General features: G+C 47.0%; 11 protein-coding genes. 2 read left to right on the forward strand and 9 right to left on the reverse strand.

Annotation, left to right across the window (positions count from 1 at the left end):
- Positions 1–5 precede the first annotated feature (5 nt).
- The 6 genes from glgD to SK066_RS13015 form a co-directional block, all read right to left on the reverse strand.
- Positions 6–1,109, reverse strand: a complete 1,104-nt coding sequence (gene glgD, locus SK066_RS12990; protein ID WP_320541812.1) for a glucose-1-phosphate adenylyltransferase subunit GlgD — start codon at positions 1,107–1,109, stop codon at positions 6–8.
- A gap of 19 nt (positions 1,110–1,128) precedes the next feature.
- Positions 1,129–2,259: a glucose-1-phosphate adenylyltransferase gene (locus SK066_RS12995; protein WP_320541813.1), complete on the reverse strand. Its 1,131-nt coding sequence runs from the start codon at positions 2,257–2,259 to the stop codon at positions 1,129–1,131.
- 167 nt (positions 2,260–2,426) lie between these two features.
- Positions 2,427–2,984 (reverse strand): imm11 family protein, encoded by a 558-nt coding sequence (locus SK066_RS13000; protein ID WP_188774892.1) that lies wholly within the window; start codon positions 2,982–2,984, stop codon positions 2,427–2,429.
- Between the two features lie 320 nt (positions 2,985–3,304).
- On the reverse strand, positions 3,305–4,483 hold the full coding sequence (locus SK066_RS13005; RefSeq protein WP_320541814.1) for an acetoin utilization protein AcuC: 1,179 nt from the start codon (positions 4,481–4,483) through the stop codon (positions 3,305–3,307).
- A gap of 29 nt (positions 4,484–4,512) precedes the next feature.
- A complete protein-coding gene (locus SK066_RS13010; protein ID WP_320541815.1) occupies positions 4,513–5,151 on the reverse strand; it encodes a GNAT family N-acetyltransferase in 639 nt (212 codons plus the stop codon).
- Between the two features lie 380 nt (positions 5,152–5,531).
- Positions 5,532–6,653, reverse strand: a complete 1,122-nt coding sequence (locus SK066_RS13015) for an acyltransferase family protein (RefSeq protein ID WP_320541816.1) — start codon at positions 6,651–6,653, stop codon at positions 5,532–5,534.
- 358 nt (positions 6,654–7,011) lie between these two features.
- Between SK066_RS13015 and acsA the strand changes: the two genes are divergently transcribed.
- Positions 7,012–8,736 carry an acetate--CoA ligase gene (acsA, locus tag SK066_RS13020; RefSeq protein ID WP_320541817.1) on the forward strand — a complete coding sequence of 575 codons (1,725 nt, stop codon included), beginning with the start codon at positions 7,012–7,014 and terminating at the stop codon, positions 8,734–8,736.
- Between the two features lie 302 nt (positions 8,737–9,038).
- On the opposite strand, the gene SK066_RS13025 is transcribed toward acsA, so the two are convergent.
- The 3 genes from SK066_RS13025 to SK066_RS13035 all read right to left on the reverse strand — a co-directional run bounded on the left by SK066_RS13025 (position 9,039) and on the right by SK066_RS13035 (position 14,112).
- Complete coding sequence (locus SK066_RS13025; protein WP_320541818.1) at positions 9,039–10,655, reverse strand: ATP-binding protein; 1,617 nt, start codon at positions 10,653–10,655, stop codon at positions 9,039–9,041.
- Positions 10,656–10,851: 196 nt separating this feature from the next.
- On the reverse strand, positions 10,852–12,048 hold the full coding sequence (locus tag SK066_RS13030; protein WP_320541819.1) for a C40 family peptidase: 1,197 nt from the start codon (positions 12,046–12,048) through the stop codon (positions 10,852–10,854).
- A 420-nt stretch (positions 12,049–12,468) separates the two neighbouring features.
- Entirely contained in the window at positions 12,469–14,112 is a 1,644-nt protein-coding gene (locus SK066_RS13035; protein WP_320541820.1) for an N-acetylmuramoyl-L-alanine amidase family protein, read from the reverse strand.
- A gap of 923 nt (positions 14,113–15,035) precedes the next feature.
- Here SK066_RS13035 and SK066_RS13040 point away from each other — a divergent pair.
- Positions 15,036–16,067, forward strand: coding sequence for a glycoside hydrolase family 53 protein (locus SK066_RS13040; RefSeq protein ID WP_250343215.1), 1,032 nt, complete (start codon positions 15,036–15,038; stop codon positions 16,065–16,067).
- Positions 16,068–16,208 lie beyond the last annotated feature (141 nt).

Raw genomic sequence — 16,208 nt, forward strand, 5'->3', positions numbered from 1 at the left:
TCAACTTAGAGAGAGGTGCTCTTGGCTGTAACGTATGGATGCTTGTTATCACCGATTAGCGTACGATTATGGGAAATCTGTACATCCTTATCGAGGATGACATTTTCCAGCACCGCTCCGGCTTCAATGGTGCACTTCTGTAAAATGATCGAATTGACGACACGAGCGCCTTTTTCCACCTTGACTCCGCGGAACAGGATACTGTTCTCTACCTCGCCACCCAGTACACAACCGTTCGCAACGAGTGAATTGCTTACTTTCGCGCCTTCCAGATATTTGGCAGGAGCCTCGTATTTGATTTTGGTTTGGACTGGATTTTCACGGAACAGCTGCTGGTAATTATCCGGGCAGAGCAGATCCATGCTGTTACGGTAGTAGCTTTCTACCGAGTTAATTACTGCATTGTAGCCTTTATATTCATAGCCAGCGATTTTCAGACGGTTCGGATTGCTCTGGATCACATCGCGGAAGAAGTAGCTCTTTCCATGAGCGATGCAATAATTTACCTGCTCCAGATACAGCTCCTTGCTCATAATGAAGGTTTCAACATAGATGTTGTTATGGCTTCTGTCCTGATGAATATCGGTAACGAAGCCATGCTCATCCACTTCCACACGACGGCATGCACCATGCTCTGGACGTAGCTCGTCTACCTTTTTGTAGACAACGGTAATGTCAGCACCTTTTTCCAGATGATACGCATATACATCCTTATAATCGACCTTGTTCACATGCTGTGTTCCAGTGTGCACGACCACATCTCCCGTGCTGCGATAGAAAAAGTCCATATTGTTATGAATATGCTGCAGATCGCCCAGTGACGTATCGGTTGGATCATGCCAGTCTGGCGGCAAAATGAACAGTCCGCCGCGTTTACGATCCATATCCCACGGACGACCTTCACCTATATGATCCATCAGCGAGCGGTATTTACGACGAACAAACAGAGCGATATCGCCTACGCCGCCATACATCATATTAGACAGAGCAAAGTCAATTAACCGGTAGCGACCGGCAAAAGGGACGGCTGCGCCGCAACGAAAATAGGTCAGTTCCTTGAGTTGATCCAGTTCATGATCGAGATTGATTACACCTACAAATCCTTTCATTCCTGTCACCGTCCCTATGTTATGATTCGCTCGTTACGAGCATGATCTCATCTTTTTCGGTATGTCCAACGCCAATCTCTGCACCATCTTCAATAACCATACCTTCATTGACAATCGCACGATGGATACGTACATTTTTGCCAATTTTAGCGCCCGGCATGATAACGGAATCGGTAATCTCGCTGCCTTCACCGACCTCAACATTGAAGAAGAGCACCGAATGATCGACTTTACCATGCACCATGCAGCCTTCATTGACAATACTATTTTGCACGACTGCCGAAGGTGCAATGTAAGCTGCGGGCTGATTCGGGCTACGGGTGAAGATGCGCCAGCTTGGATCATTCAGATCGAGCAGCGGGTCTTCCGATAACATATCCATGTTCGCTTCCCATAGACTTTGAATCGTACCCACATCGCGCCAGTACCCTTCAAATGGATAGGCGTACAGCACTTTATCATCATTGAGCAACAGTGGAATCAGGTCTTTACCAAAGTCGTACGACGATGCTGGATTGTCTTCATCCTTGATCAGATAGGATTTGAGTACATCCCATTTGAACAGGTAGACGCCCATCGAAGCAAGCGTACTTTTCGGCTTCGCTGGCTTCTCGTCAAACTCATAAATTTTCAGGTTATCATCGGTATTCAGCATGCCAAAGCGGCTCGCTTCCTCCAGTGTGACGTTCACAACGGAGATGGTGCAATCGGCATTTTTTTCTTTGTGGTAATCGACCATTTTTTGATAGTCCATTTTATAAATGTGGTCACCGGAGAGGATGAGTACATGCTCGGGGTCAAAGCTTTCGATAAACTTGAGGTTGCGATAGATGGCATCCGCGGTACCTTGATACCAGCTGCTTCCTTCCTGGCGTTCATGTGGAGGCAGGACGAATACACCGCCATTTTTACGGTCCATGTCCCAATCATTGCCCACGCCTATGTATGCGTGCAAGACGGTCGGTTCATACTGTGTCAGAACGCCTACAGTGTCGATGCGCGAGTTGGCACAATTGCTAAGCGGAAAATCAATAATACGATATGTGCCGCCAAAGAAGACGGCGGGCTTTGCCAGTGCTCTGGTCAAATCTTTCAAACGCTTGCCCTGTCCTCCGGCAAGCAGCATAGCAACGACTTCTTTTTTACTCATGGAAAAGCCTCCTTCGTGTAAGTTGAACATGCACTACGCGAACTCTAATAACGTTGAGAGACTAAAAATAGAACTATGCTTGAAACCATGCTTGCACTGATCAAGCGGAGACTTTCCCCATGTGCATCGGCCATATAGGCGTCTGTACCGTCCACCGACTATTCATGTTATAGATTTTCTTGAAAACGAATGCCGGTGATATTTTGTGCCCGGCACGCTTCTGCAAATTCAGCAGATGCGACAATAAGGCTAATGTCCTCGTTGGATCGTACAAGTCCGTGTCCATCCAAAGCATTCGGACGGAAAATGGTCGATATGAAATGAGGCGGACTACCATGCACGCCAGGTAATAGCGGCACATACACCGACTCCTCCATATCCAGACAATTGATCACCGTGGTAATATTCGGCACCTGGAAGCCACGTAGCGGCTCACCATTGACCAGCACCTCGGCATCGATCAGCTGTACATCCTTTGGTGCATACTGGCGAATAAGTGCAGATAACCTCGGCCCAATCAGATCAGGCCCATCTGTCATAAACCAGTCAAATAGCAGCAGCCGATCCAGATCAATCTCCCCCTGCAAATGAAAGCGAGGTGTTTTGGCCCAATCGCGTTGCGGAGTACCCTTCTTAAAGCTGAGATGGTCTGGCGATTCATTAAAATTGTACTTGAACCAATAGCGGTCTGGATAAATGTCCGCCGGCAGCAGGAGATAACACATAGATCACTCATCCTTTCACACTTTCGCAGCGTTCAGCTATACTACAGCAAGGCAACTGTCCCCTGCTCCTGCATGCTGTTCGCTATAAACCTGCTATAGTTTCAATTCGACACAGGGATGACAATTCCCTTCTGGAAGTGTCTAACAATCTGAATGATTTTGCACAAAATACAAACCCATCCCTGTCTGCTCCGGCACTGCTTATATACCCGATTATGGATATAATGTCACTTTTTGCATGCATTTTTATTAAGTTACCGCTTTCATTGCTGTAACTATGCGGAAAGGATAAATGCTATTCCTATCGCTCGCTTCCTTGTCTACTTCAAATAAGAAGCGGCTAGCTCACAAATATGACGATTTCGCTCCGTAATCTCACTGCGCCGTGGCATCGGCTCCCAGCGACTCAAATCATCAAGCCAGGTGTCTGGTAGCGGCACGGGGCTCTTCTGTTGCCAGCGTGCCAGCCATGCTGTAGGCAAGGCGAGTAATGGATGACGATCAATCTCGGAAAGAATGGCGTGCTGACTCATCTCCAGCCATAGCAATGACCATGCTCGCGGTACAACCCGCCATATATCATAGCCTCCTCCACCCAATGCTACCCAGCGCCCATTACAAAAATCATGTGCTGCCTGATGAATCAGCTTCGGCATCTCCCGATAAATGCGCATCGAGCAATGAATATGAGAGAGCGGGTCTAGCGCATGAGCGTCACACCCATGCTGACTCACAATCACATCTGGCCTTGCGCATTCGAGCACCTGCTGTAGCACCGTGCTAAAGCATTCCAGCCAGGAATCATCCTCTGTATAAGGCTCCACTGGCACATTGATCGTACAGCCAAATCCCTCCCCTGCGCCCCGTTCCTCTACGCGTCCTGTGCCTGGAAATAGAAACTTCCCTGTTTCATGAATCGAATACGTAAATACTTCTGGATCCGTATAAAAGCTCAGCTCTACCCCATCGCCATGGTGTACATCCGTATCGATATACAGCACCCTTGCCCCATAATGATCCCGAATATGACGAATTGCAATCGATGCATCATTATAAATACAAAAGCCTGCACCCTTCTGCGGCAACGCATGATGCAGCCCACCGCCCAGATGCAGTGCATGCTCTGCCTTACCGCTCATGACCAGCTCTGCCGCATAGACCGAGCCAGCGGCAATGGCAGCGGCACTCTGATGCATACCTTTAAAAAACGGCGTCTCATCATAATCGAGTCCATATTGCCCTGCCTGACTCAGAGATGGCTCGGTGGGCGAAGCCAGACTGAGCTGCTTCACGGTCTCGATATATTCAGGAATATGCACACGCTGTAATAGCTGTTCATTCAGCGGCTGAGATGGAATGTGAATCGCATTTTCAGGTAAAGCCTGCACCTGCTCTAGCAGCTCCATCGTCATCACCAGGCGGCGCTGATCAAACGGATGATCCCGGCGAAATACATAATTGAGACTGTCCGGATGATACACATAAGCTGCTTGCAGCATCGTATCCATTGCCTCCTTTTCCCTATGAATCAATACATGAATCGTTGTCGAAAACGTAATCGGTCAAATGCCTCTACCGATGATTGTGGCACCTTTCTGCCGACTCGCACCATCAGACAATTCGCCGGATGCGAGCATATTTCCGGATCATCGGTCGCAAACCAGACCATATCGACGTTTTTCATTAGCTTTTCCATCATTTTGCGGTAATCCCATACACTCAGACCTGTACTTTCCAGATCCCAATGCCAGTAATATTCCGTTGTAAATACAATCACATTATCCAGCTGCTGCTCCTGAAAGGCGAGCATAATGAGCTTCTTCGCCAGCCCCAATCCACGGTAATCATTGGCAATCTCTACCGCTCCCAGCTCGATCAAATCGTCCATATTGCCTTCTGACCAGCGTTCATACTCATCTGCATAATGAAAAGTCACATAACCAACAATCTGATCTCCATCTGTTGCCATGATGATCCGCCCTTCTGGCAGATCCGCAATCTCAACCAGCGCTTCGTGCTGCTCTGCTGGACGCCGAAACGCATCCAACTGCGGATGCATATGACAAGCTGATACCCGATCAGGCGATACCGGTCCTTCCAGCACCAGCTGCTCCTTCCCATCGGGACGATGAAGTATCTCCGTTTGCTTGATCTTGATATGTTCCATACGGGTTCCTTTCCTGAACGTTGTGATAACGCTTGCGGCAAGGTGCCTGATTTGATTATAGCCGATTTTACAGAATTTGCATGTAGCTCAAAAACGTATGTATTCATACACTATAACGTTCACTATAATGTCGATAAAGACTCAACAATAACAAAGCCTCCGCAATGCCCGACTCGTACGAATCGAATGGCATTGCGGAGGCTTTTCAATTATATCAGGCGATAAAACCGCTCAGACGATATAGGATCAGCATTGTGATCTAAACCTTAAATCGTACTATATCCTACTGTTCCTATTGTGTGGAATCCATTTATACAATCTATGCACGCAATAGTTGTATTTTTAAATAAAATTTTCATACCAGCTATGCTTCTAAGCAATCAATTTTCCGCAGCCGCCGTTCCAGCTCGACGACTAGCCCCTTGACCCTGAGCACGTGTAGAACGCCCGGTATTAATCCGTCCAACAACATACTGTCCAAATGGCACTACATGATTAAACACCCAGATCGTCACCATACAGCATGCAATCCCTGCCACAAAAAGCAGTGGAATTTCCAAATAGCCAAGCTGTATCCCGAATCGCTCCACAGCGCGATCCATCATATCAAGGAAAAACCAGTGCACCAGATAAATACCGAACGAATATTGACTGATCAAGGTAACGAGCGGCGGAATACGCTTCACACCGCGGAATAGTAAGAATAGCAGTAAAATCATTACAACCGTAAATCCAATCATATCGACACGCTTGGAGCCAAACCCAAAGCTCGAATATGCGTTATTGTACACGATCAAGCCAGCGGTTAACGGCAGTGCAGCAACGATCCACCATTTGTAACGCTCCAGCCCACGCAGGAAACGCTGATAATTACGTCCACAATAATAAGCTAGCGAGAAGTAAAATAACCAGCCAGTGAACGGCATCCAGTATCCGCGTTCCCATATGTATGCTGCCAGCTGACCATCCGGTGGCGGCACCAGATTGAAGAATCCAAGATACACTACCGTAATCACAAAGGATACACCGAGCACAACAGAAGGTCGGAACCGATCAATGTATCTCGCATATAGCTGATGCAGTACATAAAATTGGAAAATAACGAGTACAAACCAGCCGTGGTATGCCCCAAGCAGATTATATACGACCAGCTTCGGAATCGACCAATCCTTGGTCAAGCCCGATATGATCGCATAAAAGACCGCCATGCAGGCAAATGGAATGAGCAAGAAGCGAATCCGTTTCATATAAAATCCACTTGGTAGACTTTTCGGATAGGAATATGCCAGAATCAATGCGGAAATGAATACAAATGTAGATGTGCCAAAGGACAGTAATCCAGCGAGTGACCATAATCCAAACTCCACCGCTCCATCGGTACTCTCTCCTGTAGAGAACTTGATCGAGTGCAGTAGCACAACACTCAGGCAGGCAATCACCCGAATAATAGAGACTTCATCAATGGTTTGCCTGGGCTTCAATGTAGTTGCTTGACTACTCATAACGTTATACACCCCTCTTTACAAATTAGATTACGCATACTTGCCTTGAACTGTTGTAGATGAATCATCCTTTCCATGCTTCTTTTTCATCGTTAATCGTCGAGTAGACCAATCTTGATATGCAGGACGCTCGCAAACCTTCGTTTGTGTAAACGCCCCTTTCCACAAAAAGTTTCGCGATATGAATAACTTTTGTAATATTATGTATGTTTATAGTTCAAAATTCAACACTTTTTCACGACAAGATTTGGATAAACCGCCAGAAAGAATTTGAACATTTTGTGAAATGGTAGTATCTTAAAATGTAAGCGCTATATATGGAAGTGGTTACGACACTTTAAATCATGTGGAGGTCATTATGGGAAAAGACACGATCGAAGTCATTGCCGCAGAAGCAAAACAAGCTAATATGATGGATTATGAGCAAGCCCGTAAGGAATTTGACTGGTCTGATGTTGAGAAACGATTTAGCTGGCACGAAACCGGTAAGGTGAATCTCGCTTATGAAGCTATTGATCGTCATGCCACTTCCGAGCTGAAGGACAAAATTGCCCTTCACTACAGCGACCCGGCGCGTGATGAAAGTTATACATTTGAGCAGCTACGCCGCGAATCGAATAAGGCTGCCAATATGCTGCGCAAGCTGGGTATTGGCAAAGGGGATCGTGTGTTTATTTTTATGCCGCGTACACCTGAGCTGTATTTTACCCTGCTGGGGATTATTAAAATTGGCGCGATTGCAGGGCCGTTATTTGAAGCCTTTATGGAAACAGCGGTACGTGATCGCTTACAGGATAGCGGGGCTGTCGCGATTGTAACGACGCCGAAGCTAGTTGGACGTGTGCCCGAGGCCGAGCTACCTGAGCTCAAGCATATTATCGTCTATGGAGATGAAACCGAGCTGGCAGAGCATCATATTCATCTGGGCAATGCGATGGCAGAAGCATCAGATGAAGCGGATATCGAATGGGTAGATGGCGAGGATGGCCTGATCCTCCACTATACATCTGGCTCAACAGGCAAGCCAAAGGGTGTATATCATGTACATCGTGCGATGGTTCAGCATGAATATACCGGTCGTATTGTGCTTGATCTACAGCCGGACGATATCTACTGGTGCACAGCCGATCCGGGCTGGGTAACGGGTACATCGTATGGTATTTTCGCTCCGTGGCTCAATGGTGCGACGAATGTAATTCGAGGTGGACGCTTTAGCCCACAGGATTGGTACGAGACGATCCAGCGCTATAAGGTAACGGTATGGTATAGCGCTCCGACTGCCTTCCGTATGCTGATGGGTGCAGGCGATGAGGCTGTACAGCAATATGATCTCTCCTCCTTACGCCATGTACTTAGCGTTGGTGAACCGCTTAACCCTGAGGTTATTCGCTGGGGCTATCGTGTGTACAAACAGCGTATTCATGATACATGGTGGATGACCGAAACGGGTGCACAGCTGATCTGTAACTATCCACGCATGGATATTCGTCCAGGCTCGATGGGACGCCCACTGCCAGGCATCGAGGCAGCGATTCTGGATGATCAGGGTAATGTGCTACCGCCACTGCGGATGGGTAATCTGGCGATCAAAACACCGTGGCCGTCCATCATGCGCAAAATTTGGAACAACCCGGCAAAGTTCGAGGAATATATGCGCATTGACGGCTGGTATATTTCCGGTGATTCGGCTTATATGGATGAGGATGGTTATTTCTGGTTCCAGGGTCGGATTGATGACGTGATCAATACCTCGGGCGAGCGTGTCGGCCCTTTTGAGGTGGAGAGCAAGCTTGTCGAGCATCCAGCCGTAGCAGAAGCAGGCGTTATCGGTAAGCCTGATCCCGTACGTGGTGAAGTGATCAAAGCGTTCATCTCCCTGCGCGAAGGCTACGAGCCATCTGATGAGCTGAAGCAGGATATCACTCGCTTTGTCAAAGAAGGGCTCTCTGCTCATGCTGCACCGCGTGAGATTGAATTTAAAGATAAGCTACCGAAGACGCGCAGTGGTAAAATTATGCGCCGTGTACTCAAAGCCTGGGAGCTGGAGCTGCCAACAGGCGATCTGTCTACACTGGAGGATTAATAGCCTTTTCGCGCTAGCTGATAGGGGTAAACATCATATCACATCCTAGCACCATGATCCGTCGAGTAGTTGTATGATCATGCGATGCGAATGCATCCAACTTCATTGCATCCTACTATGTTCTGCTCTACTCGATCTCATGATTCAGCGCGATTATTCAACCATTTTAACTGTACAGCACTTCATTATTCGTACACTATTCTATACCATATATTCTAGCATCAGCATACAAAAAGGCTGTAGGCTCGTCATCCTTCATGACAAGTCTACAGCCTTTTTTCATTTCAGTGATTTCCATTTATTTATAAACGCTTTTGTTTTTCCAAACGCTGTCCAAGTTCCATCAGACGCTCCATCTGCACTGGCTTGGACATCACTCCATTCATACCTGCTTCGATAATATGGTCATGATTATCCTTAAACACATTGGCAGTTACCGCAATGATCGGGATATCTTTATTGGTGATCGTTTTGGAGTGACGAATCGCATAGGTCGCTTCCAAGCCGTCCATCACTGGCATCTGAATGTCCATCAGCACAAGATCATAAGAATCATCCTGCTCCAGACAACGGATTGCCTCCAGACCATTGTCTACCGTATCCACATAGTAGCCCAGCTTGTTCAGCATGCGCGATGTGATCAGACAGCTAATGCGATCATCATCTGCCAGCAGTACGCTCAGACGTGCGCTTTCCTTGTCTGGCCCATCCACCGCTTTCGGCTGAAGTGCAACGGTTTCTGATAGCTTTTTCACAAGCGTACTGGAATCGCTACGTGGATCAGACATCACCGGATAGCGCACAGGAATCGTGAATTCAAATGAGCTTCCATCCCCCTGCTCGCTGTCTACCGTAATCGTTCCCTGCATCAATTCAACAATCTGCTGACTGATAACAAGTCCAAGACCTGTACCGCCAAACTCACGACTCTGTGAATCGTCAACCTGACTGAAGCTCTGGAATAGCTTGTCCTGGTCTTTTTTGGCGATACCAATACCGGTATCCTTCACACGGAAGCGTAGCTTCAATTCCTCGCCGTTATCCTCAAAACCAGTAACCGATACATCAACCGAGCCATGACGGGTGAATTTCACCGCATTGCCGATCAGATTGTTCAGCACCTGCTTGAGACGATGGGGATCGCCGAATACTCGCTCCGGTACACTGTGATCGATATGCAGATTGAGTGCAATCTTCTTCTCCAGTGTGAGTGGACGATGCGCCTTGATCGTCATGTCCATCAGCTCATGCAGATTGTACTCGATACTTTCCAGATTCATTTTGCCTGCTTCCGCTTTGGAAAAATCGAGAATATCGTTAATGAGTGTCAGCAAGGTTTCTGCACTGTTTTGTACGATTTTCATATTATCGCGCAGGTCTTCTTCAACTTCATTCAGCAAAATAAGCTCAGTCATACCAATAATCCCGTTGAGCGGTGTACGGATTTCATGACTGATATTAGCAAGGAAGCGACTTTTCGCCACATTTGCACTCTCTGCCTCATCCTTTGCCTGTAATACTTGAAGCTCCGCTTCTTTACGTTTCGTAATATCAAATTGAATGCCGACAAAATAATGGCATTCGCCATTTTGGTCAAAGATCGGGTCTAGATTGACTTCATTCCAGAAAGGAGAACCATCCTTACGATAGTTCAGAATTTCAAGCGTTACCGATTCTTGCTTCGCAAGTGCATCACGAAACGCCTGAACCGTCTCTGGACTTGTGTCCTCTCCTTGTAAAAAGCGACAATTATAGCCTACCGCTTCCTCACGAGTATAGCCAGTTAGATCCGTAAAATGCCCATTCACAAATACAAGCGGGAAGTCCGGCTTGCGCGCGTCTGCAATGGTCACAGATGATTTTAAATTTTGCACTACATACTCCCAGTCGATTGCTGGTGCCTTAGGATCAATATTCATGCTGCCTCCCTGAGTGGGTATAATCAATTGCAGTAAGCAAACGTTATCTTCATAATATCAATAGCATAACATAAAAAGGTCGACTTTTACCATGTATAAAGCCTGCATACCACACAAACTGTCCTAACCCTTTCGGCACAAAAAGCCCGTCAGGCATCTTACCGAATACCGGACGGGCAAAGCAGACTATGCTGTTTTAGCGCAAAACCCGGCGAGCGGTCACATAATGATCCTGCCAGTAAGCCAGATCAAGGTTTGAAATAGTAATTCCGTTCAGGCTTGGGCTATTATGCACGATCTTGTTATCGCCTGCATAGATCGCAACGTGTGTGATCACATTCGGATCACCTGCGGAGAAGAAGAGCAGGTCGCCCTTTTGCCACTGCCCACGTTCTACGGCAATCCCTACATCCTTCTGATACCGTGTTCCCCAAGCCAGATCAATACCTTCCAGTCCAAATACATAGCGGGTAAAGGAAGAGCAATCGAATAATGTCGGTGCTTCGTTCTTACCATATCCGTACTGCGTAATGCCCTGTAATGCAAGTGCATTGGCAAGAATGCGATCAGCCGAAGCTTCGTCCAATGGCTGCCCCGTCGACAGCGTTGGGAAGTTAAAGGCTGGTGCTGGTGGATTAAATGGCTTGTCCTCCACCTGATCAACCGTCTGCTGCGGCACCTCAGCCAGAATGGCTGTTTGCGAAGCAGGTAATGTATAGGATACATAGTCAGTCGATACATAACCGGTCACACCGTTTTTATCCTGTATTTTCACCCAGGCTGCTGTAGGCTGCTCCAGTGCACTGAACGCCTCGCCTGCTGTCAGCACACGCAGTACGCTGCTGGTTGTGTTGGGCTCGGCACGGAAGTTTACACCTTTTTCTACAATGCCTGTGCCCGGTGCGTTGGTGCTCACATTTGCAGATGCATCATTATTGATCGCTGGAGCTGCGGCGGTCACTGTTGTAGAAGAAGCCAGCGCAGGTGAAGATACCGTCGTGTTGGACGAGCTGGATGTGCTTTTGCTACCTGTGCTGCTGTTAGCTGTGCTTGTACCGCTAGAGGATGACGTGCTGCTCTTACTTGCAGAAGTCGACGAGGCTGTTGATCCCGTCGTGAGCGGCTTGTAGTCAACATAGGTCGCAGATACATAGCCTGTCTTCACGCCTACCTTAATGCGAAGCCAGTGAGGGCTTACCTCACTTAGAACTTTGATGCTTGTGCCAGGCTGAAGTGTACTGTACACGGTGCTGTCTGTGCTTGGACCCGAACGGAAGTTAACAGGCATATTGATCTTGCCAATCGGCACAGGTGTAACTGCCGCTTGACTGATCTCCGGCACGGAAGTTAACAATACGGCAGCAGTCAGTAGTGTAATGAGCTTTCTTTTCATGGATGTCCTCCTCAGCGGTTCTCTATCTGTCATGCTGTCTGATCATGGAGTTATGTATACAATGGGTTGTCATGGGTTGATTCAGAACGATTGATTGAGCTGATTATTCATGATTTCATAATGCTCATTACATAATAACAATGAACAAAAATGAAATAATTGAAGCCGCTATCAACAAACACGGTACAGGACTTAAGACTCAGTCGAATCTCATTTCTAACCGTCCGCCTATTAAACGATTACCATATTCATACAACCATCAATGGCGGCAAAATAAACAAAAAATGTGGTAAGCGAGACTGCGATTACTCACAAAATGACGAAGACGTCATTTTTGTATCACAGTTGCTTACCACATTTATACCATACTGAATCAAATGCTGTCGAATAAAAATTACACGTATTTCATGCTTTTGTTACCTATTGGACATTCAGGTATTCCTTAATTGCGTCTACGACCGCTTGTGCTAGCTTTTGCTGGAAGTCGTCCGTATACATCAAAGCCTCGTCGCCTGCATTACTGAGATAGCCGGCTTCGACTAGGACTGCTGGCATAGTGGTCTCACGCGTAACGTGTAGACTCTTGGCATGGATACCGCGGTCCGGAAGACCCAGTGCCTGAACGACATGATCATGGACAACCTTTGCAAAATCAAGACTTTGCTGACGTGTGTAATAGATCTCTGTTCCACTTGGCGATACTTTGGATGTTGTACTATTGCCATGAATCGATACGAATACATCGGCATGCAGATTGTTCGCTAGCTTCACCCGATCCGGTAACGTTGGATACGTATCATCACTTCGAGTAAGTACAAAATCAATATTCGGGTCTTGCTGTAGCAAAGCTTGAATCTTGAGTGCTACCGCAAGGGTAAAGTCCTTCTCATTGCGCTTATTCAAGCTGATTGCGCCTGGATCGGTACCGCCATGACCTGGATCGATAACAACGACCTTTTTGCCATTTTGTCCAGGGCCAGAGCCTGGTGTTGGCGTGACGCTTGTGGAGCCATTGTCGGTTGTACCTGTATTGCCGCTTCCATTATCAGTACCCGGCGTTGTTGTACCGCCTGTCGTGGTGCCACCTGTCGTATCGGTTCCCGGGGTAGTCGTACCGCCTGGTAAAGTCGTATTGCCTGTCGCACCATTTAGCTCTACCATCACCAGACCTTTTGTATCCGTGATTACCTTGTACTGCTGCGCCTGAGTCAGATCCAGCACGATTCTCACGGTTGATGGACTGCTGTTAAACAACGAATAACGTACGCCCGCCACCTGTGGATAGCCGGTCACATCCAGCTTGCCCACCTGACCAACTGACATCGTCTGTCCACCAAGGAAAGCATCAGACAAGCCTGTCTGCGGCAAGTCCAGCACGATACGATCTGGATTGGTGAGTGAGCTGTATTTGGGCTTCACATTACCATTTACAGTAACGGTAAGACGGTTGTCGCTAAAGCTCATAGCGTTAATCATCGCGCTTGGCGCTGTGGATGTACTTCCCTGATTACTGCCGCTGGAACCATTATCGGTGCTTGAATTGCCTGTAGCTCCTGTATTGCTGGAGCCTGCGGAATTACCAGCGCTCGAAGAGCCGCCTTTACTGCCTGATGTATCCGGCTGACTTTGCTTCATCGTCAAAAATACCGTCTTCGAGCTGTTATCCCATTTGACAGTAGCCCCAGTATTTTCACCGAGGAAACGAAGAGGTACAAGCGTTGTGCCATGCTGGATAATCGGAGCTGCCTCCAGATCGAACTGCTGTCCATTCACGATCGCTGTTGTACTACCCGCAGTCAGTGCGACTACATTGGAGCCCTGACTGATCGTAGCTGTCTGACTTGGGCCTGCCCAGCTTACCTTGTAACCGAGCTGCTCCACAACGACACGCAGCGGTATCATGACGCTCCCCTTCATACTTACGATGTCCACATTGCTCGGCATGCTAATTTCCTTGCCGTTCAAGTTGATGTGCGCCTGCTGCGCTGCATGTCCAACCGATGGCATAACCATCAGCATGAGCACCAGCAGCATTCCCAATATCCAGTTGTGTTTGTTGTTCATACATTCCCCTGCCATTCTCTGGTTGACATTAATTTGATAAATGATTGTTCAAGTCTATGCTTGTACGTTGACCTGCCTGACCTCAGCTGCCACTGACATCACAACGATTGGTTGCGTAGCATAAGTCTGACACCGACATTCGGCTATCGCTAGCCGCCTTTTTTCTATATAAATAACAGACGACAGGTGGAAAGTGTTGCAATCGCATCTACCTCATTATTATCGGAACACAGGCTGCTTGTTGTTTGTACTTTATGTAATGCCTGTGTGATGCGTATCGCTTACTTCCTTACCTGGCTACTGTTTGCTTACCTTGACGAGCTGTCGACGTTGAATGTTTCGCTATCTGTACAATATGTTTTTGCTACGAATCGCAAAATAGTATAGCGACGTAGCAGTCATTCTATTCATTCCCCCTTTGCCTTGATGACCCCTCGCTCTAACGACTGTACCAGGGCGATGCTGCTAACAGAATCGCTTGATATGCTGAATGATGGCTACTTGCTGACAAGGATACAGCTAGTGAGCATTTCAACCAGACCATAGACGCTATGTATATCTTTTATTATGATAATCAGAATCAGCAGGCTTGTAAACTTCGGCTCGCACAGGGTGCGTCACTACGCCCTTTATCAAAACATAGCAGGACGTATCAACATGATACTACTTACCACGATCTCATATCCTACTAATAAATGCTCACGTATTGTTCTACTAGAGCCCACACATCAAGTATGCATCGCCCTTACCGCTTGATTGCTAAAATATAAATTTCTCCTCTTCATCATCTTGAAAAAAGTGCTTAAATATTGGGAATGTGTCGTACCGCATTTGGAAAATTCAAGCTACAATAAATCTGTTCCTTCGCGAAGAACACGTGTTTTTGTAAACGCATACAATATGCTGGAGGCTGATGAATACCGATGAAGAAAATCATGAAGCGATTAACGGCACTTGCACTTAGTCTGACGATGGTTGGCGGACTTAGTGTTGCGGCTGCCCCTGCACCAAAAGCCGAAGCAGCAACTGCCTTTGCCAAAGGAGCAGATGTGAGCTGGTTATCTGAAATGGAATTTTACAACTGGGCATTCTACAATGATGCTGGTAATAAGCAAGATGCATTACAAATTCTGAAAGATCATGGTATCAACTCCATTCGCCTGCGTGTATGGGTGAATCCATCGATTAACTTCTCCAATAAAGCGGATGTGGTCAAGCAAGCGGTACGTGCCAAAAATATGGGCTTCCGCATTATGATTGATTTCCATTACAGTGACGTGTGGGCAGATCCCGCTCATCAAACAAAGCCTTCCGCATGGAAAAGCAAAGACTTTAACGGTCTGAAGCAAGCGGTGTACGATCATACTTACGATGTACTGAATACACTGAAAGCACAGGGCGTTACTCCTGAATGGGTTCAGGTCGGCAATGAAACGAATGATGGCATGCTATGGGAAGATGGTCGTGCTTCGAAAAGCATGAGTAACTTTGCTCAGCTGATTAACTCTGGCTATGATGCGGTGAAAAAGGTTAATGCTGGCACAAAGGTCATCGTGCATCTGTCCAATGGCTATGATAATTCGCTGTTCCGCTGGATGTTTGACGGTCTGAAAGCTAACGGTGCAAAATATGACGTAATCGGCATGTCACTGTATCCAGATAAAAGCAACTGGCAAACATTGAATCAGCAGACACTGAACAATATGAATGATATGGTGAGTCGATATGGTAAGGAAGTGATGATTAGCGAAGTCGGTATGGATGCTAGTGATCCAGCTACAAGCAAGGCGTTCCTGAGCGATATTATTGCGAAGACGCGTGCGGTAAGTGGTGGCAAGGGTCTGGGTGTGTTCTACTGGGAACCAGAGCAATATGGTACCTGGTATGCTTATACAAAAGGCGCATTTGATTCGAAAGGTAAAGTGACAATTGCATTGGATGCGTTTTTGAATTAGAGGCGACTATGAATTTGAAATGTTTTGATGAACGTTTTGATAGTAATAAGGTGTGTAGTGTATAAAGAAAACCACGGTGCAGAACATAGCCTGCACCGTGGTTTTTTGATTTACTGTTTTTTGTTTACCGTTTCGTTTTTT

The sequence above is a fragment of the Paenibacillus hunanensis genome, assembly GCF_034055775.1.
In the GTDB taxonomy this organism is placed as follows: Bacteria; Bacillota; Bacilli; order Paenibacillales; family Paenibacillaceae; genus Saccharibacillus; species Saccharibacillus hunanensis.

Excerpts from the sequence above, each read along its gene's own strand:
- glgD (WP_320541812.1), bottom strand. The coding sequence starts at position 1,109 with ATGAAAGGATTTGTAGGTGTAATCAATCTCGATCATGAACTGGATCAA.
- SK066_RS12995 (WP_320541813.1), bottom strand. The coding sequence starts at position 2,259 with ATGAGTAAAAAAGAAGTCGTTGCTATGCTGCTTGCCGGAGGACAGGGC.
- SK066_RS13000 (WP_188774892.1), bottom strand. The coding sequence starts at position 2,984 with ATGTGTTATCTCCTGCTGCCGGCGGACATTTATCCAGACCGCTATTGG.
- SK066_RS13005 (WP_320541814.1), bottom strand. The coding sequence starts at position 4,483 with ATGCTGCAAGCAGCTTATGTGTATCATCCGGACAGTCTCAATTATGTA.
- SK066_RS13010 (WP_320541815.1), bottom strand. The coding sequence starts at position 5,151 with ATGGAACATATCAAGATCAAGCAAACGGAGATACTTCATCGTCCCGAT.
- SK066_RS13015 (WP_320541816.1), bottom strand. The coding sequence starts at position 6,653 with ATGAGTAGTCAAGCAACTACATTGAAGCCCAGGCAAACCATTGATGAA.
- acsA (WP_320541817.1), top strand. The coding sequence starts at position 7,012 with ATGGGAAAAGACACGATCGAAGTCATTGCCGCAGAAGCAAAACAAGCT.
- SK066_RS13025 (WP_320541818.1), bottom strand. The coding sequence starts at position 10,655 with ATGAATATTGATCCTAAGGCACCAGCAATCGACTGGGAGTATGTAGTG.
- SK066_RS13030 (WP_320541819.1), bottom strand. The coding sequence starts at position 12,048 with ATGAAAAGAAAGCTCATTACACTACTGACTGCTGCCGTATTGTTAACT.
- SK066_RS13035 (WP_320541820.1), bottom strand. The coding sequence starts at position 14,112 with ATGAACAACAAACACAACTGGATATTGGGAATGCTGCTGGTGCTCATG.
- SK066_RS13040 (WP_250343215.1), top strand. The coding sequence starts at position 15,036 with ATGAAGAAAATCATGAAGCGATTAACGGCACTTGCACTTAGTCTGACG.